Source organism: Pasteurella canis, assembly GCF_900454865.1.
Taxonomy (GTDB): domain Bacteria; phylum Pseudomonadota; class Gammaproteobacteria; order Enterobacterales; family Pasteurellaceae; genus Pasteurella; species Pasteurella canis.
This window is the reverse complement of record NZ_UGTV01000015.1, coordinates 50,699-70,269: the sequence shown is the minus strand read 5'-3', so window position 1 is coordinate 70,269 and position 19,571 is coordinate 50,699. Positions and strand designations below refer to the sequence as shown.

Annotated in this window: 18 protein-coding genes; 1 reads left to right on the top strand and 17 read right to left on the bottom strand. The window is 38.0% G+C overall.

The annotated features are described in order from the left end of the window. The first annotated feature begins 171 nt into the window (after positions 1 to 171). Entirely contained in the window at positions 172 to 1,827 is a 1,656-nt protein-coding gene (locus DYE19_RS01060) for a phospho-sugar mutase (RefSeq protein WP_115322324.1), read from the top strand. Positions 1,828 to 1,899: 72 nt separating this feature from the next. On the opposite strand, the gene DYE19_RS01055 is transcribed toward DYE19_RS01060, so the two are convergent. From DYE19_RS01055 to menB, 17 genes are all read right to left on the bottom strand, one after another. After that, positions 1,900 to 2,979: an endonuclease/exonuclease/phosphatase family protein gene (locus DYE19_RS01055; RefSeq protein ID WP_115322323.1), complete on the bottom strand. Its 1,080-nt coding sequence runs from the start codon at positions 2,977 to 2,979 to the stop codon at positions 1,900 to 1,902. A gap of 147 nt (positions 2,980 to 3,126) precedes the next feature. Next, positions 3,127 to 4,152 carry a DUF6630 family protein gene (locus tag DYE19_RS01050; RefSeq protein WP_115322322.1) on the bottom strand — a complete coding sequence of 342 codons (1,026 nt, stop codon included), beginning with the start codon at positions 4,150 to 4,152 and terminating at the stop codon, positions 3,127 to 3,129. 60 nt (positions 4,153 to 4,212) lie between these two features. After that, positions 4,213 to 4,674, bottom strand: coding sequence for a hypothetical protein (locus DYE19_RS01045; protein ID WP_115322321.1), 462 nt, complete (start codon positions 4,672 to 4,674; stop codon positions 4,213 to 4,215). A gap of 319 nt (positions 4,675 to 4,993) precedes the next feature. Next, complete coding sequence (locus tag DYE19_RS01040) at positions 4,994 to 5,770, bottom strand: adenylate/guanylate cyclase (protein WP_115322320.1); 777 nt, start codon at positions 5,768 to 5,770, stop codon at positions 4,994 to 4,996. Further along, positions 5,763 to 6,209 carry a hypothetical protein gene (locus DYE19_RS01035; RefSeq protein ID WP_115322319.1) on the bottom strand — a complete coding sequence of 149 codons (447 nt, stop codon included), beginning with the start codon at positions 6,207 to 6,209 and terminating at the stop codon, positions 5,763 to 5,765. Before DYE19_RS01035 ends, DYE19_RS01040 begins: the two co-directional genes overlap by 8 nt. Positions 6,210 to 6,287: 78 nt before the next feature. Beyond that, positions 6,288 to 10,181, bottom strand: a complete 3,894-nt coding sequence (gene purL / locus DYE19_RS01030) for a phosphoribosylformylglycinamidine synthase (protein ID WP_115322318.1) — start codon at positions 10,179 to 10,181, stop codon at positions 6,288 to 6,290. Between the two features lie 242 nt (positions 10,182 to 10,423). After that, positions 10,424 to 10,723: a DNA-binding transcriptional regulator Fis gene (gene fis, locus DYE19_RS01025; protein WP_005723276.1), complete on the bottom strand. Its 300-nt coding sequence runs from the start codon at positions 10,721 to 10,723 to the stop codon at positions 10,424 to 10,426. Beyond that, entirely contained in the window at positions 10,704 to 11,702 is a 999-nt protein-coding gene (dusB, locus tag DYE19_RS01020; RefSeq protein ID WP_049214295.1) for a tRNA dihydrouridine synthase DusB, read from the bottom strand. The genes fis and dusB overlap by 20 nt, the downstream gene beginning before the upstream one ends. A 241-nt stretch (positions 11,703 to 11,943) precedes the next feature. Further along, the gene (prmA, locus tag DYE19_RS01015; RefSeq protein ID WP_115322317.1) at positions 11,944 to 12,825 is read right to left on the bottom strand and encodes a 50S ribosomal protein L11 methyltransferase; all 882 of its coding nucleotides are present in this window, start codon (positions 12,823 to 12,825) and stop codon (positions 11,944 to 11,946) included. A gap of 286 nt (positions 12,826 to 13,111) precedes the next feature. Then, positions 13,112 to 14,545: a sodium/pantothenate symporter gene (panF, locus tag DYE19_RS01010; RefSeq protein ID WP_115322316.1), complete on the bottom strand. Its 1,434-nt coding sequence runs from the start codon at positions 14,543 to 14,545 to the stop codon at positions 13,112 to 13,114. After that, on the bottom strand, positions 14,545 to 14,799 hold the full coding sequence (locus tag DYE19_RS01005; protein ID WP_115322315.1) for a YhdT family protein: 255 nt from the start codon (positions 14,797 to 14,799) through the stop codon (positions 14,545 to 14,547). Before DYE19_RS01005 ends, panF begins: the two co-directional genes overlap by 1 nt. Before the next feature lie 68 nt (positions 14,800 to 14,867). Next, on the bottom strand, positions 14,868 to 16,214 hold the full coding sequence (gene accC / locus DYE19_RS01000) for an acetyl-CoA carboxylase biotin carboxylase subunit (RefSeq protein WP_115322314.1): 1,347 nt from the start codon (positions 16,212 to 16,214) through the stop codon (positions 14,868 to 14,870). 96 nt (positions 16,215 to 16,310) lie between these two features. Then, positions 16,311 to 16,775, bottom strand: a complete 465-nt coding sequence (gene accB, locus DYE19_RS00995; RefSeq protein ID WP_115322313.1) for an acetyl-CoA carboxylase biotin carboxyl carrier protein — start codon at positions 16,773 to 16,775, stop codon at positions 16,311 to 16,313. 158 nt (positions 16,776 to 16,933) lie between these two features. Then, a complete protein-coding gene (gene aroQ / locus DYE19_RS00990; RefSeq protein ID WP_049214307.1) occupies positions 16,934 to 17,386 on the bottom strand; it encodes a type II 3-dehydroquinate dehydratase in 453 nt (150 codons plus the stop codon). Between the two features lie 72 nt (positions 17,387 to 17,458). Beyond that, on the bottom strand, positions 17,459 to 18,445 hold the full coding sequence (gene menC, locus DYE19_RS00985) for an o-succinylbenzoate synthase (RefSeq protein ID WP_049214309.1): 987 nt from the start codon (positions 18,443 to 18,445) through the stop codon (positions 17,459 to 17,461). 2 nt (positions 18,446 to 18,447) lie between these two features. Further along, positions 18,448 to 18,609 (bottom strand): hypothetical protein, encoded by a 162-nt coding sequence (locus DYE19_RS11225; RefSeq protein ID WP_167409463.1) that lies wholly within the window; start codon positions 18,607 to 18,609, stop codon positions 18,448 to 18,450. Positions 18,610 to 18,675: 66 nt separating this feature from the next. Next, positions 18,676 to 19,533 carry a 1,4-dihydroxy-2-naphthoyl-CoA synthase gene (gene menB, locus DYE19_RS00980; RefSeq protein ID WP_115322311.1) on the bottom strand — a complete coding sequence of 286 codons (858 nt, stop codon included), beginning with the start codon at positions 19,531 to 19,533 and terminating at the stop codon, positions 18,676 to 18,678. Between the last annotated feature and the right edge of the window lie 38 nt (positions 19,534 to 19,571).

Genomic DNA, 19,571 nt, shown 5'->3' with positions numbered 1-19,571 from the left:
GAAATCTCACAGACTCTGAGTATCACACTAACATCAAAATAAAAAAGCAATCGATTACAAAGTGACTAAGCTCAAATAATTTGAGTTTAGTCATTTTAATTTTTTCCTTTTTCAGCTAGTCTAGAGATGTTTTATATCACATAATTTTTTAATAAAAATTAAGGAGAATTTATGACAATCTTCACTGTCGCTCAAAATTGGCTAGCACAAGATCCTGATGCTGAAACTCGCGCAGAATTAGAACAACTGCTCGACGCAGCCAAAGCTGGCGATGAAAAAGCAAATACAGAATTAGCTGCTCGTTTTAACGGTCGTTTACAATTTGGTACTGCTGGTCTACGTGGTCGTCTACAAGCAGGTTCTATGGGGATGAACAGAGTCCTTGTTGCACAAGCCGCTGGCGGTTTAGCTAACTATTTAAAAGACTATGACCAAACTCCATCTATTGTGATTGGTTATGATGGTCGTAAAAACTCCGATGTTTTTGCTCGCGATACTGCGGAAATTATGGCTGGAGCGGGTATTAAAGCTTATTTATTACCACGTAAATTGCCAACACCAGTACTCGCTTATGCAATCAAATATTTTGATACTACAGCAGGAGTCATGGTCACAGCAAGCCACAACCCACCTGAAGATAATGGATATAAAGTATACTTAGGCAAAGCGAATGGTGGTGGACAAATTGTTTCACCGGCAGATCAAGATATCGCTAAATTGATTGATAAAGTAGCAGCAGGCTCAATCAATGATTTACCACGCAGCCAAGATTTCGTTGTATTAAATGATGAAGTAGTCGATGCTTACATTGCTAAAACAGCGACACTTGCTAAAGAGCCACCAGCAGATATTAACTATGTTTATACGGCAATGCATGGTGTTGGCTATGAAGTATTGAGCAAAACTTTAGAAAAAGCGGGTTTACCACAACCACATTTAGTACACGAACAGATTCAACCAGATGGTAACTTCCCAACAGTTAATTTCCCTAACCCTGAAGAAAAAGGGGCATTAGATTTAGCGATTAAAGTCGCAAAAGAAAAAAATGCAGAATTTATCATTGCTAATGACCCTGATGCTGATCGTCTTGCTGTTGCAGTACCTGATGCAGAAGGTAACTGGAAACCACTACATGGTAACGTAGTAGGTTGTTTCTTAGGTTGGTATTTAGCAAAACAATATCATGCTCAAGGTCAAAAAGGGGTTTTAGCCTGCTCACTCGTATCTTCTCCAGCACTAGCAGAAATCGCCAAAAAATATGGCTTCCAATCTGAAGAAACGTTAACTGGCTTCAAATATATTGGTAAAGTCGATGGCTTATTATTCGGTTTTGAAGAAGCGCTTGGATACTTAGTTGACCCAGATAAAGTACGTGATAAAGATGGTATTTCTGCTGCAATTGCCTTCTTAGATTTAGTACGTTACTTGAAAAAACAAGGCAAAACGCTAGCAGATTATGCTGATGAATTCACACAAGAATTTGGCGCTTACGTGAGTGGACAAATTTCAATTCGTGTTGATGATTTATCTGAAATTGGTAAATTAATGACCGCTCTTCGTAACAACCCACCAAGTGAAATCGGTGGTTTCAAAGTGGCACAATTCTTAGACCATACTAAAACTGATCGCCAAAGCGATATTTTGGTCTTTGTGCTTGAAAATGGTAGCCGTTTAATCGCGCGTCCATCAGGTACAGAACCAAAAATCAAATTCTATTTAGATGCGAAAGGCAAAGATCCACAAGATGCTGAACACGTTCTAGCACAGTTTGATGAAAGTGTACGTCAAATCTTGCGTAAGGATGAATTTGGTAAACAAGATTGCTAATCATTGATAAATAAACATAAAAAAATGGCACAAAATTTTGTGCCATTTTTATTGAATACATAGATTTCCTACTCAATATTTTTCCTCAACAACTTTCTTCTCAGGCTCTGCCTCATCAATTTTTTCTTGGGCTAACTCATGATCTTCAACATCTACTTCTGGTTCAGGTTGGGCAGCTTCAACACAAGGGTGATATTGGAAACACCCATAGACAGGAAAATGATCAGAACCGATATGAGATAACACACGAATATCACGCATCATGAAATCATTACTATGGTAAATATGATCCAATGGCCAACGTAAAAAAGGGTAGGTTGCATGGAAAGTGCTATATAATCCGCGCCCAACTCGAGGATCCAGTAAGCCACTAGTTTTCTGAAATAAACGTGATGTTGATGACCAAGCTACATCATTTAAATCACCAAAGACCAATACAGATTGATTATTTTGACTAATTTCTTGCCCAACTAATAAAAGTTCTGCATCACGTTGTGTTGAGGTGGCACTTTCTGTCGGTGTTGGAGGCATAGGATGTAAACAATACAAATGAATCCATTCCCCAGAAGGCAAACAAGTTTCAGTATAAATCGATGGAATATCTTCCTGTACCCAGTGACGTACTTCTGTATTACGCAATGGTAAGCGACTATATAAATGCATACCATATAAATTATCTAGCGGAATTTTAACTGTATAAGTATAGGTTTCTTCTAATGAGGATAACTTTTCCTCCCACCACAAGTCTGTTTCTAATGTCAGCACGACATCAGGCTGCCAAGTTTCGATCAGTTGCAATAACTTACCTACTTGTCTATTCGGTGTCAGCACATTGACTGTCAACAAAGAAATACTACGCTCGTCTTTTTCTCCATGATATTGCAAGACTTGTGGGCGTGACAAAGGTGTATAGGAAACAATCTCCCAAATTTGATACGCCATACAACTCAGATTCAAACACTGCAAAGTCACCAACAGCCACATCGGATCAGGCTGCACAATCCAACTTACTACCAAACAAAGTAAATTGAGCCCTGCAATCTGTAAACGAGGAAAATCAAAAATCCGCACCGTCCAATGATTAAACGGTAAAAAAGGGAGTAATGTAGCAATAATCGGGATGCTTAAAAAAATAAAAAATAACCAATCCATTGTGCAAAGCAATGTCAACAATTTGTTAAAAGTTGGACAATAGTAGCATTATTGATAAAAGAGGAAAATATCAGAGAAAGAAAAGTGCGGTCATTTTTCACCAACTTTTTAACACATACAAAGCAAAAGAGATTTTTATCGCTCTAGTTAAAAAGGCACAATATCCAAATCTAACACTCTTGCTAGCTGTAAAATCCGCTTTTTATCTCGCTGTTTACAAACGAATAAGCAATATGAGTCTTGTTCTGTTTCAATATTTAACAACGTATAGTCACTCTTTTGCTCTAAACGCTCGACAATTTCATAAGGTTCAAGCGCTTTTTTCGGTAATTTGAATTTTTTACCAATCACGTCTGATAAGTATTCGCTTAACTCTTCATTATCAATACGCCAATCCGTATCAAACGCTGTTAACATTGGTAGCAATAAGAAGCGATAGCTTAAAAATGCCAATTCAGGTTTATCACCTTCCGCTGCATAGCCTTGTTCGACTAAATCCAGTAGGCATTTTTCAGGCGCCTCTTGAATTTGTTGATAACGTTTTATAAATTCCTCTTTATCATGAATATTTAATAAAGTAGTGAAGTCATGTAATGCTTCTGTAAGGTCAATTGGTTCTGCTGCATCAATATCTAATTTTTCGCACATAAAATCGACAGCTTCTTCAAGTAATTGCAGATAAGCATGATAAGTGTCCTGACTTGGTTCTAGCAACTGGCTATTACGCATTTCTTTGAACAAATTGCCCGTTGTCGGTGAGGTATAAAGCAACTCCATATCATCCTTACCTTCATGATCTTGGCAAGGTATGCAAATAAAAGTGACATATTCTGTATTATAATATTTCTTCAATGCTGGATTTAACGGAGAAAAGAAATTAAATTTAATCGCAAAAAATCGCCAATTGCCTCCCTCAATCATCTCCGCAGGACTAGGCGGTGTGATCTTCGCCTTGTTCATCAGTTCTTCAAGGGGCGTATAAAAATCCTCATAGCCTGCTTGAGTTAAAAAATGACTAGCCAAATTTTTCGTCGCTTCTGGAATATCTTCAGGGTAATAATAATATTGTGCCTTTAACGCCATACCAAATGGTGATTTAGCGAAATAAAAACGATATTGGCAATGTTGTAAAACATAGTCTTCAATCTTTTTTAGCTTTTCGATGAGTGTCATTTTGCTCTCCATTAAAAAGTGCGGTCAAATTTATCAAAATTCCTACCGCACTTTACTGACTTAAAAATATACATCAACATAATCAGTCACAGGATCACAAGGGTTCTCCATTTGTTGTAAACGCCAATACTTGCGTTTTCCCGTTGCTCGGAATTCATACGTCCCCTGTCGTATACATGCTTTACCGTTATTAATATGATCAACACGTGTGACAATTTCCCCTGTAAAAAGAAACGCTTTTTCATCAATCACCTTAATTTTGCCAAATAAAGAGACAAAATTCCCATTTAACTCTTGTATCCCTTCAATACTTAACCCATCGGCATCTCTTAAGATATCCACTGAGCCAAACGTTTCCCAACTCACCCACTGTAAAGAAAGTTTGTGTTCCCCAATCAATTGATTTTCAATTTTAGTTATTTGCTCTGGCGTGAATAACTGAGATTGAGCATTAACACTTAACCAGCAAACACTCCCCAAAAGAACAACATATAGGGACTTGAAGTATTGACGTTTTTTCATAAATACAATCCTAATAAAAGCAAAAATAGCTTGTTTATTATACGATAGTATTGATTAAAAAGGGTTATATCTGAAGCACTTTATTGATAGTGGTTGGTTATGTTGTGGTTTGTGATATCTAGGTGAATAATTTATATGGCTATAAAATCCCGAAATTAAAAATGGCACTTGAACTAAAAAGTTTATTAATGAAAAAAATTGTCACCCCTTGTAGTGGATACTCAAACAAGGCTGACAATATTTGGGATCCAATCTAAGGTTTCGAACAGTTGTGCTAAAAGACGAGCACCATCGAGATAAAAGCTCATATGAAAATCTCCTATTTTTTAGGATTTATTTTATAACCATCAATATCTCTAAATTTCCTCTTTATAAGCGTTACCTGCCCATTTGTAGATTGAGGCCAAACATCTCTTAATCCTTCAGAAACTCCAATGATATTCACTCCAGAAGATAATTTAGTCGCATCATATACACAACTACCAAAAGCTTTAGCGTACTTTTTTTCTACTCCTGCAGCATAGATGATCGTTTGGCTCTTTGCTAATCCGACTCCTAAGTAAATTTCTTTAGGTAATGAATACCTTTCGTATAATATTTCATTTAACATTGGACCAACATCATTGATAATGACTTTGGCAGCATTATATGACTTATATATATTCTCTGTGTTAAATTTAAAGAAACCTAAAACCCCATCACCTAAATACTCAGTTACAGAACCTCCATGTATGTTTATTACTTTCTCTATTGCGGGTAAAAGAGCTGATGTTTCAAGAAAAATTCTTTTGAGAGGATTTATACCTCCGGTTTGAGTTTTAGCATGTTTCGTTGAATATCTCATATCTGCAACAATTGCTATAAACTCATCATTTTCACTTTTAATGGGGTTGACAGTTCTATGATTTGGTATTTGAGATGATACACTTTCTTCAGAATATCTTGCTTCATTAATACTATCTATAACATTAGCAGATAGAGCGACTTCTTTTTCTAATTTTCGACCGCTTTCATTCCAAAATTTTTCAGCTATATCTAAAGCTTTTGTAATAATTTCTTCTATATCCGCTCTTTGTTGTTTTGTTAGATTAGACATACAATACTCCCCAATAAATCATTTCTGATATAGCTAAGATGACACACCATAATAAAATTAATACATTTGCTATTTTCACATATCTAATTTTATTAGATAGAATTTCTTTTACTTTTTTATAATCGTTTTCTAGAAATATTCTATAATTTTCTTCATTAGTTTCTACATTAATAAATTTAAATTTATTTTTAGGGTATAAACCGTATAATAAAACGAAAATAGAACAAATCCATAAAACAATCAATAAAATTAATAACAGTCTTCCTAAGCAGGTGAGAGTTAAACATGGCAACATTTTTTCAAAATGTTCTAATTGACTAATTGGCAGACAACAAAAAACCAAAAGAAAGCTAATTTTGTTATCCTGACTTTGAATTATTGGTTGCATATTTACAATTTGTTTCTCTAATACATCTATAATATTAAAATTTGAACTCATAAATAACTCGTAAACTAACTCTATTTTAATAAATATAAAATTGATAAAAAGCCCAACCAAAGGTGTGGCTTTTATTCATTATTTCAACGCAACACGTACATTTCGGAACAATCTCATCCATGCCCCATCTTCACTCCAATCTTCTGGGTGCCATGAGTTAGAAACCGTGCGGAATACTCGCTCTGGGTGTGGCATCATGATGGCGACGCGTCCGTCTTGGTTAGACAATGCGGTGATACCTTCCACTGAACCGTTTGGGTTGGCTGGGTAGATTTCTGTTGGGTTGAGGTTGTTGTCGATGTATTGTGCTACGATTAAGTTTTGATCTTTTAACATCTGTAACTGTTTATCGTGTTTGAACTCGACACGTCCTTCACCGTGTGAAACCGCGATTGGCATATGTGAACCAGCCATGCCTTGGAACCAAAGTGATTTGGTTTCATTAATACGCACTAATGCCGCACGAGCTTCGAAACGTTCAGATTTATTACGCACGAAACGTGGCCAAGCGTCTGTACCCGGGATAATTTCAGCAAGGTTGGAAACCATTTGGCAACCGTTACACACCCCTAAGGTGAGGGTGTTTGGATTAGCAAAGAATTCGCTAAATTGATCACGCAACATTGGGTTAAATAAGATCGATTTTGCCCAACCGCCACCTGCACCAAGTACATCACCATAAGAGAAGCCACCACATGCCACTAACGCATTGAACTCTTTTAAGTTGTAGCGAGCGTTATGTAAATCGCTCATGTGTACATCAATCGCCTCAAAGCCTGCACGATCAAAGGCAGCAGCCATTTCGTAATGGCTGTTAACCCCTTGTTCACGCAAGATTGCAATGCGTGGTTTCTTGCCTGTGGCAATATAAGGTGCGGCGATATCTTCGTGAATGTCGTAGGTTAAATGGGCAGAGAAGCCTTTGTTTTCCGGATCTTTTTTTGCCGCAAACTCTTGGTCGGCACATTCTGGATTGTCACGTAGACGTTGCATTTGATGGGTTAATTCTGCCCAAATACCACGTAATTCAGAACGTTTTTGGCTGAATAATAATTTAGTGCCGCGAGAAATTTCGATGCGATCTTCTGTCGTCACTTCCCCTAATTCTTTAGTTAAGTGAATTAAGCCATGCTGTGATAACACCTCACGCACATAGCTTAAATCGCTCTCGCGCACTTGAATCACCGCGCCTAATTCTTCGTTAAATAACACCGCAAGATCGTTATCGCCTAATGCGCTGATATGGATCGATAAACCACAGTTACCCGCAAACGCCATTTCCGCGAGGGTCGTGATTAAACCACCATCTGAACGATCGTGGTACGCCAATAATTTTTGCTCTGCTACCAAGGCTTGCATGGCATTGAAGAAGTTTTTCAAGTTTTCAACGTTCACTACATCAGCAGGTTTATCACCAAGTTGTTTATGCACTTGGGCAAGTGCGGTTGCCCCTAGGCGATTTTTGCCTTCCCCTAAGTCAATTAATAATAAGCGGCTGTGTCCTTTATCGGTGCGTAATTGTGGTGTCACGGTTTTACGCACATCTTCTACACGTGCGAATGCACTGATGACAAGTGATAATGGTGCAGTAACCGTTTTTTGTTCGCCGTTTTCGTTCCAAGTGGTTTTCATTGACATCGAGTCTTTGCCCACTGGAATAGTTAAGCCAAGTTGTGGACATAACTTTTCACCGACTGCTTTTACTGCTTGGTATAAGCCAGCATCTTCACCTTCGTGACCTGCAGCAGACATCCAGTTCGCCGACAATTTAATGCGCTTGATGTCACCAATGTTAGTTGCTGCAATGTTGGTAATGGATTCTGCTACCGCTAAACGTGCTGAAGCAGCGAAGTCCAATAATGCTACGGGCGCACGTTCACCCATTGACATGGCTTCACCGTGATAACTATCTAAACTTGCTGTCGTTACTGCACAGTCTGCCACAGGGATTTGCCATGGACCCACCATTTGATCACGCGCCACCATACCAGTTACAGAGCGGTCACCAATAGTAATTAAGAAAGTTTTTTCTGCCACCACAGGTAGGCGTAACACACGATGGAACGCTTCTTTTAAGTCAATTTGTGATTGATCTATAGCCGTACCTTCTACGGTTTTTGATTTCACATCACGGGTCATTTTCGGCGTTTTACCCAATAACACGTTCATTGGTAAATCGATTGGGGCATTACCGAAATGCTCATCGTGTAAGGTTAAATGTTCCTGTTCCGTCGCTTCACCAATCACCGCAAATGGCGCACGTTCACGCTCACAAAGTGCGGTAAATAATGCCAATTTTTCAGGAGAAACAGCTAACACATAGCGTTCTTGTGATTCGTTACACCAAATTTCTAACGGGCTCATGCCACGCTCATCGCTTAAAATCTTGCGTAATTCAAATTTACCACCACGCCCACCATCGTGTACTAATTCTGGCATCGCATTTGATAAACCACCTGCGCCGACATCATGAATAAATAAAATAGGGTTGTCCTCACCTAACTGCCAGCAACGATCAATCACTTCTTGGCAGCGACGCTCCATTTCTGGGTTATCACGTTGTACAGAAGCAAAATCCAAATCTTCTTTTGATTTACCAGAAGCCATAGAGGAAGCTGCCCCACCGCCTAAACCGATATTCATCGCAGGACCACCTAAGACAATTAATTTTGCCCCTACAGGGATTTCGCCTTTTTGAACATGTTCTGCACGAATATTACCAATACCGCCTGCTAACATAATGGGTTTGTGATAGCCACGTACTTCTTCACCCGCAAAACTATTCACTTTTTCTTCATAAGTACGGAAATAACCTAATAATGCTGGGCGCCCAAATTCGTTGTTAAATGCCGCGCCACCTAAAGGTCCTTCGATCATAATATCGAGCGCAGAGGCAATACGATTTGGTTTAGAAACGGGATTTTCCCAAGGTTGCTCAAAACCGGGGATCACTAGGTTAGACACAGAAAAACCTACTAAACCGGCTTTTGGTTTTGCACCACGACCTGTTGCCCCCTCATCACGGATCTCACCACCAGAACCTGTGGCAGCTCCTGGGAACGGTGAAATCGCAGTTGGGTGGTTATGGGTTTCCACTTTCATTAAGATATGTGCATCTTCATTGTGGTAGCGATACTGCCCATCTTGATCAGGGAAGAAACGTCCGACTTTTGAGCCCTCCATCACCGCAGCATTATCTTTATAAGCAGAGAGAACGTGATCTGGCGTTTTCTCAAACGTATTTTTAATCATTTTAAACAAGGATTTTTCTTGTTTTTCGCCATCGATGATCCAATCTGCATTAAAAATTTTATGGCGGCAATGTTCAGAGTTTGCCTGTGCAAACATATAGAGTTCGATATCATTTGGGTTACGCCCAAGTGCAGTGAAATTTTCCACTAAATAATCAATTTCATCTTCTGCTAAAGCCAAACCTAATTCTACATTCGCATTTTCTAACGCTTGACGACCGCCAGTAAGAATATCGACTGTCGTAAATGGCTTCGGTTCTTGTTGGTCAAATAACACTTTCGCATCTTCTGCATTGCGAATAATACCTTCTAACATTCTATCGTGAATATGCGAAACCAATTTTTGTTGTTCTTCACTCGATAAAGTGCGGTCAAGTTCAAAATAAAATGCAAGACCACGCTCTAAACGATTCACTTTATTTAACCCACAATTATGCGCAATGTCTGTTGCTTTTGATGACCAAGAAGAAATTGTCCCAATACGAGGGATCACGATGAAACATTCTCCTACAGGTTCATGTTCAGCGAGCGTTGGTCCATAATGCAATAACTGCTCTAACTTCGCCGTTTCTTCTTCTGTTAAGCCTTCAGTTAAATGAGCAAAATGTAAATATTTTGCATAACAAGATTTCACAGGCAAAGTAGATTTTTGGAAAGTCATTGCCAATTGATTTAAGCGAAATTCAGAAAGTGCAGGAGAACCACGAAAAATTTGTAACATAGGATTAGCCCTGTTGAGTAAAATAAATTGAAAAAGTTGTAGGCTATTATAAAGGAAATTTCACCGAAACGAAAACGTTTGCGTAGATATTTATATGTAGAGAGATAAGCATTCAAGTGCGGTCAAATTTGACAACATTTCAGTATAAATAGAATTGTCATAAAGCAAAAATATATATAGAAAAAGGCGAACCCAAGTCCGCCTTATCTAACTAACAAATTAGTCAAAAATACACTGGTTAATTAACCCATACCGTATTTTTTTAGTTTCTTACGTAAAGTTCCACGGTTAATGCCTAACATTGTTGCCGCACGAGTTTGGTTACCACGTGTATATTGCATAACCATATCCAGCATAGGGTGTTCAACTTCCGCTAATACCAATTCATAAAGCTCATTTACATCTTGGCCATCTAATTGCGACAAATAATTTCGCAATGCTTGTTTCACTGAATCGCGTAATGGTTTATTTGTTACCTGAGATTGTGAATTTAACACTGATACTGTCAATGCATCAGCTGGATTACGTTGTTGTTCTAACATTTTTTTCTTTATCCATCAGAATCAAATTAAAAAAATCTTCTAAAGCAATCAATTGTTCTTTGGGATCAGTAATTGCATTAAAAGCCTGTCTAAAAACGGGATTAGCTTGAATTCCCTGTAAGTACCAAGCAACGTGTTTACGTGCAATACGACATCCTTTGTCTGCACCATAAAAATGATGGAGGTCTTGGATATGCTGTAAAATCACATTACATTTCTCGTTTAAACTTGGCTCTAAAACAATCGAGTCTTTTTCAATTAAGCCTTCCATCACTTGGAAAAGCCACGGATTGCCTAATGAACCACGTCCGATCATTATTGCATCTGCGTTGGTATAGTTGAGAACATACTTTGCTTTTTCAACAGAAGTAATGTCGCCATTAGCTATGACAGGAATGGAAATTTGTTGTTTAACCGCTTTGATATTGTCATATTCAGCTTCCCCCTCGAACATACAAGTCCTTGTTCGTCCGTGGATAGTTAAAGCTTGAACACCACACTGCTCTGCAATTCTAGCGATTTCGACACAATTCCGGTTATCTCGATCCCAACCAGTCCTTATTTTTAAGGTTACTGGTACATGAACAGCATTAACAACAGCATCAAGAATACGTTTAACCAAATCAGGATATTGTAAAAGTGCAGAGCCAGCCATTTTACGATTCACTTTTTTGGCAGGACAGCCCATATTGATATCAATAATTTCTGCCCCATACTCGACATTAACTTGAGCAGCTTTCGCCATTTCATCAGGATCACAACCTGCTATTTGCACAGCATTAATCCCTGCCTCTTGGTGATGAGCCAAACGCAGTTTCGATTTTTCTGTATGCCAAACTTGTGGATTCGTTGACATCATTTCGGAGAAAGTTAAACCTGCACCATAATGAGCACAGATTCGCCGAAAAGGTTGATCAGTAATACCCGCCATTGGAGCTAAAAGAATGCGATTTTTAAGTTGATAAGAACCTATTCGCATTTACTACCTCTCAAATATCATAAATCCGGATATTGTTAGTTTGACACCCACCCTAACCGACAAGGGTCGCTATAATACGCACTTTTGCTTCATTTGCAAAGCATATTTTTTATACAAAAAGCATTTTTTTGATATTTTTTGATTTTTATTAAAAATGCAACCGTTTCCTTGATTAAAATTTAAATAAAACTTGACAATTTATTGTTCAGATTAAATTTTATACTCAATTATAATACTATTATCAATTTAGTTGTCCTGTAATCCGACACCATTCGTCACGTTCTTGTACAGGTTCTAACGTAAATTTTTGTGCATAAGTGTCACAAACAGAAGGTGCCTGTGTAGATAAAATGCCAGACAAGCCTAAAACCCCATTTGGTTTAACTAGTTGATTAATCACAGGATAAAGTGTTTTTAATGGACCCGCGAGGATATTTGCTACAACTACATCCGCTTTTAAATCTGCAGGTTTATCATCAGCTAAAAATAACTGTAGGCGCTCTGCTACACCGTTTTGTTCTGCGTTATTACGGCTAGCAAGAATGGCTTGTGGGTCAATATCAATGCCAATTGCATGCTTAGCCCCTAATTTCAGGGCTGCAATAGCGAGAATTCCCGAACCGCAACCAAAATCAATAACGGTTTTATTGGTTAAATCTAAACCATCTAACCATTCTAAACACAATGCAGTGGTCGGATGTGTTCCCGTTCCAAAAGCAAGCCCTGGATCAAGCATCACATTGACGGCATTTTCATCAGGTACCTCACGCCAACTTGGACAAATCCATAAGCGTTTGCCAAATTGCATTGGATGAAAATTATCCATCCACTCTCGTTCCCAATCTTTATCTTCGATTTGTTCAATCTTGTAAGCTGAGTTTTCATTAAGGTAATGTTCTGCCTTCAACAATTCTACAATCTGTTGCATATCAGTTTCAGCATCAAATAAAGCAACGACATCCGTATTGCCCCATAAACGTGTTTCGCCTGGTAATGGCTCAAAAATAGGTGTATCTTGACTATCCATGAAAGTGACAGATACTGCACCAATTTCGTCTAAATAATCACTCATGGGTTCTGCTTGTGTATTTGTGCTATTAATTCGAATTTGGACCCAAGCCATAATTTTTTTCCTTTATTCAATTTTATGATGTTCTTTTTATTAGTTACTTGAATGTAGCAATCTCCAAGTTCCTTTGCTGTTATCATCTTGAACATATTAAGTAATAACAGCATAGTTAATAAAAAAGTTGTCTACAAAACAGAAAAGTAACTTAATTCAAAATACCATTTATTGGTTTCATTTAATGAAAAGATCAGAACTAAAATAATATACAAAGCTAACTATTTCAGTTTAGCGACTTTCTTCTGTGAGAGTAAAAGAAAGCCACTTATTTCGACTCAATATTTTAAGGCTTCATTACCCTCTTTTCACCCATCTTATTTCCGACTAAAAATGCGACTAGTCCAAAAACTAATGAAGGCACAATCGCATGAAAATTAAAGAGTTTAATTGAGAATGAGGTGAGTAAAATATAAGTCGTTAAACCAATCACCATTGAACTTATTGCACCATAAGCATTGGCCTTATCCCAATATAACCCAAGGATAATAACCCATAAAAATGCGGCTTCTAATCCACCAAAAGCAAATAAATTGAGCCAAATAATCATATCTGGTGGATTTAGTGCAGCAAGAATTAAAAGTGCCGTCAATGTGAGCGTAATTAAGGAAGATAACCAACCAATTTTACGCTGATTCTGAGCCATTTCAGGTTTAGCTGATAAATAGAGATCTTTTACAAAGATCGATGAAGATTGAATTAATTGGGCATCAATAGTCGACATGATAGCTGACATTGGTGCTGCTAAAAAGATACCAGCCACAATAGGAGGCAGTACCTGTAGCATTAAACTTGGAATAACCTGATCTGGAATAGTTAAATCAGGTAAAATGACACGACCCAATGCACCCGATAAATGCATCCCTAGCATAATAATACTCAGTACGGCGGTACCAATTAACATACCACTATGTAAAGCCTTACTATCTTTAAAAGCCATACAGCGTACTGCGGTATGCGGTAAGCCAACTACTCCAAAACACACCAGAATCCAAAAAGAGGCCATAAATTGAAAATCAAGCATTTCATTCGGGCCATAAGGGCTGACTAAATCAGGGTTGATTTCTGTTAATTTTTGTACCGCACTTTCAATGCCACCAGCAGCATAGATAACACCACCAAGTAGAATCAATGTTCCAAAAATCATCACTGTGCCTTGAATTGTATCTGTTAAGACAACAGCACGAAAACCACCAATAAAAGTATAAATCCCAACTGTCAAAGCAAAAATGAATAATGCCGTACGATAATCAATACCAATAGTACTTTCTAACAAACGTGCACCACCAATAAACTGCACTGTCATCGCTGCGAAAAAGGCAATAAGTAAGGCAATACTTGCGACCCAAACTAAATATTTATTTTTATAACGATGAAGCAATAAGTCGTTAATCGTTAATGCTTTACTTTCACGTGAAAGCAGTGCAAATTTTTTACCCAAAGCACCTAACGCAAGCCACACTGCTGGTACCTGGATCATTGCAAGCAATACCCAACCTAAACCAAACTTATATGCAGCACCAGGACCACCAATAAATGAACTTGCACTGGCATAGGTTGCTGCAGTTGTCATAGCAAGTACAAATCCTGTCATAGAACGACTACCAACATAATACTCTGTTAAAAAGTCGCCTCTTTGACGTTTCACATAAGCATAAACGGCTGCACCAAAAACGAAAGTTAAATAAATGATTAATGGGAGTACAATACCTAAATTCATTATTGTTGCTCCTCTTGTTTTGGATCTAAATTGATATCTTGATAGATAATTTTAATTACCCAGTAAGCAACCACAATAAATAAGATAGGCAGATAAATACAAGCTAATTCAAACCATAGAGGAAAACCAATAGGACCTAGAGTTTCTTTTGGTAAATAAGCACATAAGCACCAGCCAATAACATATAAGATTGTTAAGCCTAATGCCCAACGAGCTTCCTTTGTAGCTTGTTTATAACGAGAATCTTTGCTCATAACATCATCCATATATATAAAAAAAGTGGAAAAAATCCACTTTTTTGTTTTACACTTACGTGATCGAATTAATCACGCATACCTAATTTCTTCTCAAGGTAGTGAATATTTGTACCACCTTGCTGGAAATTTTCATCAGCTAAAATTAATTCATGTAATGGAATATTGGTTTTAATGCCACTAATAATAGTTTCACCTAATGCATTTTGCATACGACGAATAGCCACTTCACGTGTATCTCCATACGTGATTAATTTAGCAATCATTGAATCATAATGTGGAGGAACAGTATAACCTGCATAAACATGCGAATCCCAACGAACGCCTAATCCACCTGGTGAATGTAAATGTTCTACTTTGCCAGGTGAAGGTAAGAAGGATTTTGGATCTTCTGCATTGATACGGCATTCCATAGCATGTCCACGTACTTTGACATCTTCTTGCTTAATTGACAATGGTAAACCCGCAGCAATGCGTAACTGTTCTTTGACTAGGTCTACGCCTGTAATCATTTCTGTTACAGGGTGCTCAACTTGAATACGCGTGTTCATTTCAATGAAATAGAATTCGCCATTTTCATATAAGAACTCAAATGTACCTGCGCCACGATAACCAATTTCAATACACGCTTTGGCACAGCGAGTTCCAATATCACGACGTACTTCTTCTGAAATACCAGGTGCAGGCGCTTCTTCTACTACTTTTTGATGGCGACGTTGCATTGAGCAATCACGTTCGGCTAAATAAATCGCATTACCATGGGTATCTGCAAGGACTTGAATTTCAATATGGCGTGGATTTTCTAAATATTTTTCCATATATACCATGTCATTATTAAACGCAGCTTTCGCTTCTGCTTTTGTCATGGCAATTGATTCTTCTAGCGCTGATTCATCACGAACTACACGCATACCGCGACCACCGCCACCACCAGAAGCTTTGATAATTACAGGGTATCCAATACGCTTTGCAATTTCTTTATTTTTTGCCATATCAGAACCGACTGGACCACCAGAACCTGGTACACAAGGAACACCCGATTTTTTCATTGCCTCAATAGCTGATACTTTATCGCCCATTAAACGAATGACATCTGCTGTAGGTCCAATAAAGACAAAACCTGAACGCTCTACTTGTTCAGCAAAGTCTGCATTTTCAGATAAAAAACCATATCCAGGATGAATAGCATCCGCACCAGTAACTTCAGCAGCCGCAATAATGGCAGGAATATTAAGATAACTTTTAGTTGAGGGCGCAGGACCAATACAAACCGTTTCATCTGCAAGTAAAACATGTTTTAATTCACGATCTGCTGTGGAATGCACTGCAACAGTTTTAATACCTAACTCTTTGCAAGCACGCAAAATACGCAGTGCAATTTCACCACGATTGGCAATAATAACTTTCTCTAACATAAGAAAATTCCACTTGTGAGTAAAATGGCAAAAAGATCACCATTTAAAATAAGCTAATTAGAAAATAAGCGAATGAACATTCGCTTATTGGATTTATTATTCGATGATAATGAGTTTTTGATCGAATTCAACAGCTTCGCCATCATTGGTTAAAATAGCTTTCACTACACCAGCCTTGTCAGCTTCAATACGGTTCATCATTTTCATAGCTTCGACAATACAAAGTGCATCACCCACTTTCACTGTTTGACCAACTTCAACAAATGGCTTCGCTTCAGGGCTTGGGCTACGATAAAAAGTACCTACCATTGGTGAGCGAATCGCATGACCTGTCACAGTCTCACTTGTTGCAGAAGCAACTGGGGCTGGCTCAGTTGGTGTAACAGCTGCTGGTGCTGGAGCACTCACTGGTGCTTGTACAGGTACAGTATATTGCACAGCCGCTGGAGAAACAGAACCGCGATTAATACGAACTGACTCCTCTCCTTCAGAGATTTCCAATTCCATAATGCCCGACTCTTCTACTAATTCGATCAGTTTTTTAATTTTACGAATGTCCATAATCTATGTCCTAAATTATTATTTTTTGACCGCACTTTATATGACTAAAGTGTAATATTTAAGTGCAAGTTGGTTAATTCTACATCTCGTGCGAGAGATTACATGAAAAAGAGTAACTTGGCGATAAAATTCTGCAAATTTACGCTATTTTCTTAAATCTAACGCGTTTTTAATAAGAAATCTCGTGCAAACTGTAATGCAAATTCATATCCTTGAGCACCACAGCCACAAATGACACTTTCTGCGATATCACTAAAATAAGAATGATGTCGGAAAGGTTCACGCTTATGAATATTAGAAAGATGCACTTCAACAAAAGGAATCGCAACCGCTAATAATGCATCACGCAGTGCAACACTAGTATGCGTAAACGCTGCAGGATTGATAATAATAAAATCAATTTGTTCAAAACTTTGATGAATTTTGTCAATCAACTTTTCTTCGCTATTAGACTGGAAACAGATTAGTTGCAATTGATATTGCTTTGCTAACTCGTATAGATTCTGTTCAATAGTAGACAAAGATAAACTACCATAATGTTTAGGTTCTCTCGTCCCTAGCATATTCAAGTTTGGACCATTTAATAGCAAAATTCGTGGTGTTTGCGACATAATGTCTTCCTAATTTTAAACTTAAAAAATTATAACTATTTTTTTTAAAATAGCAGTAAGTAGGTGGTCTTATCAGTCAATTAATATAGGTTCTACAAACTCGGAATCCAACCCAACTAACGGTAAACTTGAACCTTGCCATGGGCGTACTAATTGATAGTCCATCAAATCTAAAGTATCTAAACCTGGGATTGTATTAGGCGTATATTGCTGTGCGATACGCGCTAATTGAGTTAAGCCTAAACTACTTTCCAGCGAAGAGCTAATCACTGCTTTTAGACCACATTGATGTGCTTGTTCAATTAACTGGATACAATATTGTAACGAACCAATTAAGGTAGGTTTAATCACAATCGCGGCTAAATGTGGTTGTTTTTCCACTCGAAAATCTGGCTCACGTACTGTTTCATCCCAAGCAATAGCAATTCCTGTATCTTGTGCAAATTGCAAACTCTCTATAGGGGTTTTGCAAGGTTCTTCTAAAAATTGAATACGAGCCCGATGTTCTGGCTTCACATATTTAGCAAACATTTGTGCTTTTGCAGGTGTCCAACTGCGGTTAGCATCAAGTCGCAAATACAAGTCAGGAATCGCCTCAAGCAACATATCCGCAATCAATCCATCACGATTTGCTTCATACATGCCTACTTTTATTTTAGCGACTTTTTCCCCTTGCATTTGATTAAGTGGTTCATAAAGCTCATCTGGATCACCATAACAAAGTGGAGCAACTTGGTAATTTCCGTCCTTATTTAGTTGTCCTTTCATTTCTGCAAAAGCACAACTTAGTCCAAAAGCTACTGAAGGATATACATTTTCTAAGGGTAATTTCCCGACTGTCTTCGTCCATGTTTTTAACCATGTGATAGTTTGTTCAAGCGCTTGCTCTAGGGTTTCTTGACTAAATTCAGGCAGTGGCGCTATTTCTCCCCATCCTTGTTCATCATCACAACAAACTTGCACTAATATCCCTTCACGCTTTTTTAAAAAGCGATTACGCAAAATCAGCTGGCTATCAACAGGAATTGAATACTTATATAAATGAAATGTTCTAACCATTATTATTGTTCACAAATTCTCGTCACTTCATTATAGTGACCACCATAATCGAGACATCTATCTTTGGCATCATTGCTTAACACGAACATCCCACCTGCAAACAACGCAATGACTGCAAATATCATAATTAAGCTATAAAAGAATACTTTTTTCCAAGAAAACATAGACTTCATTCCTTATGTATTGAAAAGTGCGGTTAAAATTTAGCAAATTTTAACCACATCAGATTATTATGGGTTGCGTTTAAACTTACTAAAATCAGGCGCACGTTTCTCATTAAACGCATTACGCCCCTCTTGTCCTTCTTCTGTCATATAAAACAACATTGTTGCGTTCCCTGCCAACTCTTGTAAACCAGATTGACCATCACAGTCTGCATTCAAGGCAGCTTTTAAGCAACGTAATGCGATCGGGCTGTTGCGTAACATTTCACGACACCAACGTACTGTTTCTTTTTCTAAATCAGCGTAAGGTACAACCGTATTTACTAATCCCATTTCTAATGCTTCTTTGGCATCATATTGACGGCATAAAAACCAAATTTCACGTGCTTTTTTCTGACCCACAATGCGCGCCATATAACTTGCTCCCCAGCCGCCATCAAATGACCCCACTTTCGGACCTGTTTGACCGAAAATAGCATTTTCAGCGGCAATCGTTAAGTCACAAATCATATGTAACACATGACCACCACCGATTGCATAACCTGCAACCATCGCAACCACTGGTTTTGGACAAGTACGAATATCACGTTGGAAATCCAATACATTTAAGTGATGTACACCACTGTCATCTTTATAACCGCCATAATCACCACGTACTTTTTGATCTCCACCTGAACAGAAAGCCTTTTCCCCCTGCCCAGTTAAAACAATCACACCAATCTTTTCATCAAAACGCGCATCAGAAAAAGCTTGAATCATTTCTTTCACTGTTTGAGGACGAAAAGCATTACGCACTTCAGGGCGATTAATCGTAATCTTTGCAATCCCATCGGTGGATTTATGGTAAAGAATATCTGTATAACCTTGGCTACAATCTAGCCATTCAATTGGTGAATAAAGTACATCATCTTTTGGATTTTGCATCGTAATTTCCTTTAAGTTGATTCCATATTTAAAAAATT

Excerpts from the sequence above, each read along its gene's own strand:
- DYE19_RS01060 (WP_115322324.1), top strand. The coding sequence starts at position 172 with ATGACAATCTTCACTGTCGCTCAAAATTGGCTAGCACAAGATCCTGAT.
- DYE19_RS01055 (WP_115322323.1), bottom strand. The coding sequence starts at position 2,979 with ATGGATTGGTTATTTTTTATTTTTTTAAGCATCCCGATTATTGCTACA.
- DYE19_RS01050 (WP_115322322.1), bottom strand. The coding sequence starts at position 4,152 with ATGACACTCATCGAAAAGCTAAAAAAGATTGAAGACTATGTTTTACAA.
- DYE19_RS01045 (WP_115322321.1), bottom strand. The coding sequence starts at position 4,674 with ATGAAAAAACGTCAATACTTCAAGTCCCTATATGTTGTTCTTTTGGGG.
- DYE19_RS01040 (WP_115322320.1), bottom strand. The coding sequence starts at position 5,770 with ATGTCTAATCTAACAAAACAACAAAGAGCGGATATAGAAGAAATTATT.
- DYE19_RS01035 (WP_115322319.1), bottom strand. The coding sequence starts at position 6,209 with ATGAGTTCAAATTTTAATATTATAGATGTATTAGAGAAACAAATTGTA.
- purL (WP_115322318.1), bottom strand. The coding sequence starts at position 10,181 with ATGTTACAAATTTTTCGTGGTTCTCCTGCACTTTCTGAATTTCGCTTA.
- fis (WP_005723276.1), bottom strand. The coding sequence starts at position 10,723 with ATGTTAGAACAACAACGTAATCCAGCTGATGCATTGACAGTATCAGTG.
- dusB (WP_049214295.1), bottom strand. The coding sequence starts at position 11,702 with ATGCGAATAGGTTCTTATCAACTTAAAAATCGCATTCTTTTAGCTCCA.
- prmA (WP_115322317.1), bottom strand. The coding sequence starts at position 12,825 with ATGGCTTGGGTCCAAATTCGAATTAATAGCACAAATACACAAGCAGAA.
- panF (WP_115322316.1), bottom strand. The coding sequence starts at position 14,545 with ATGAATTTAGGTATTGTACTCCCATTAATCATTTATTTAACTTTCGTT.
- DYE19_RS01005 (WP_115322315.1), bottom strand. The coding sequence starts at position 14,799 with ATGAGCAAAGATTCTCGTTATAAACAAGCTACAAAGGAAGCTCGTTGG.
- accC (WP_115322314.1), bottom strand. The coding sequence starts at position 16,214 with ATGTTAGAGAAAGTTATTATTGCCAATCGTGGTGAAATTGCACTGCGT.
- accB (WP_115322313.1), bottom strand. The coding sequence starts at position 16,775 with ATGGACATTCGTAAAATTAAAAAACTGATCGAATTAGTAGAAGAGTCG.
- aroQ (WP_049214307.1), bottom strand. The coding sequence starts at position 17,386 with ATGTCGCAAACACCACGAATTTTGCTATTAAATGGTCCAAACTTGAAT.
- menC (WP_049214309.1), bottom strand. The coding sequence starts at position 18,445 with ATGGTTAGAACATTTCATTTATATAAGTATTCAATTCCTGTTGATAGC.
- DYE19_RS11225 (WP_167409463.1), bottom strand. The coding sequence starts at position 18,609 with ATGTTTTCTTGGAAAAAAGTATTCTTTTATAGCTTAATTATGATATTT.
- menB (WP_115322311.1), bottom strand. The coding sequence starts at position 19,533 with ATGCAAAATCCAAAAGATGATGTACTTTATTCACCAATTGAATGGCTA.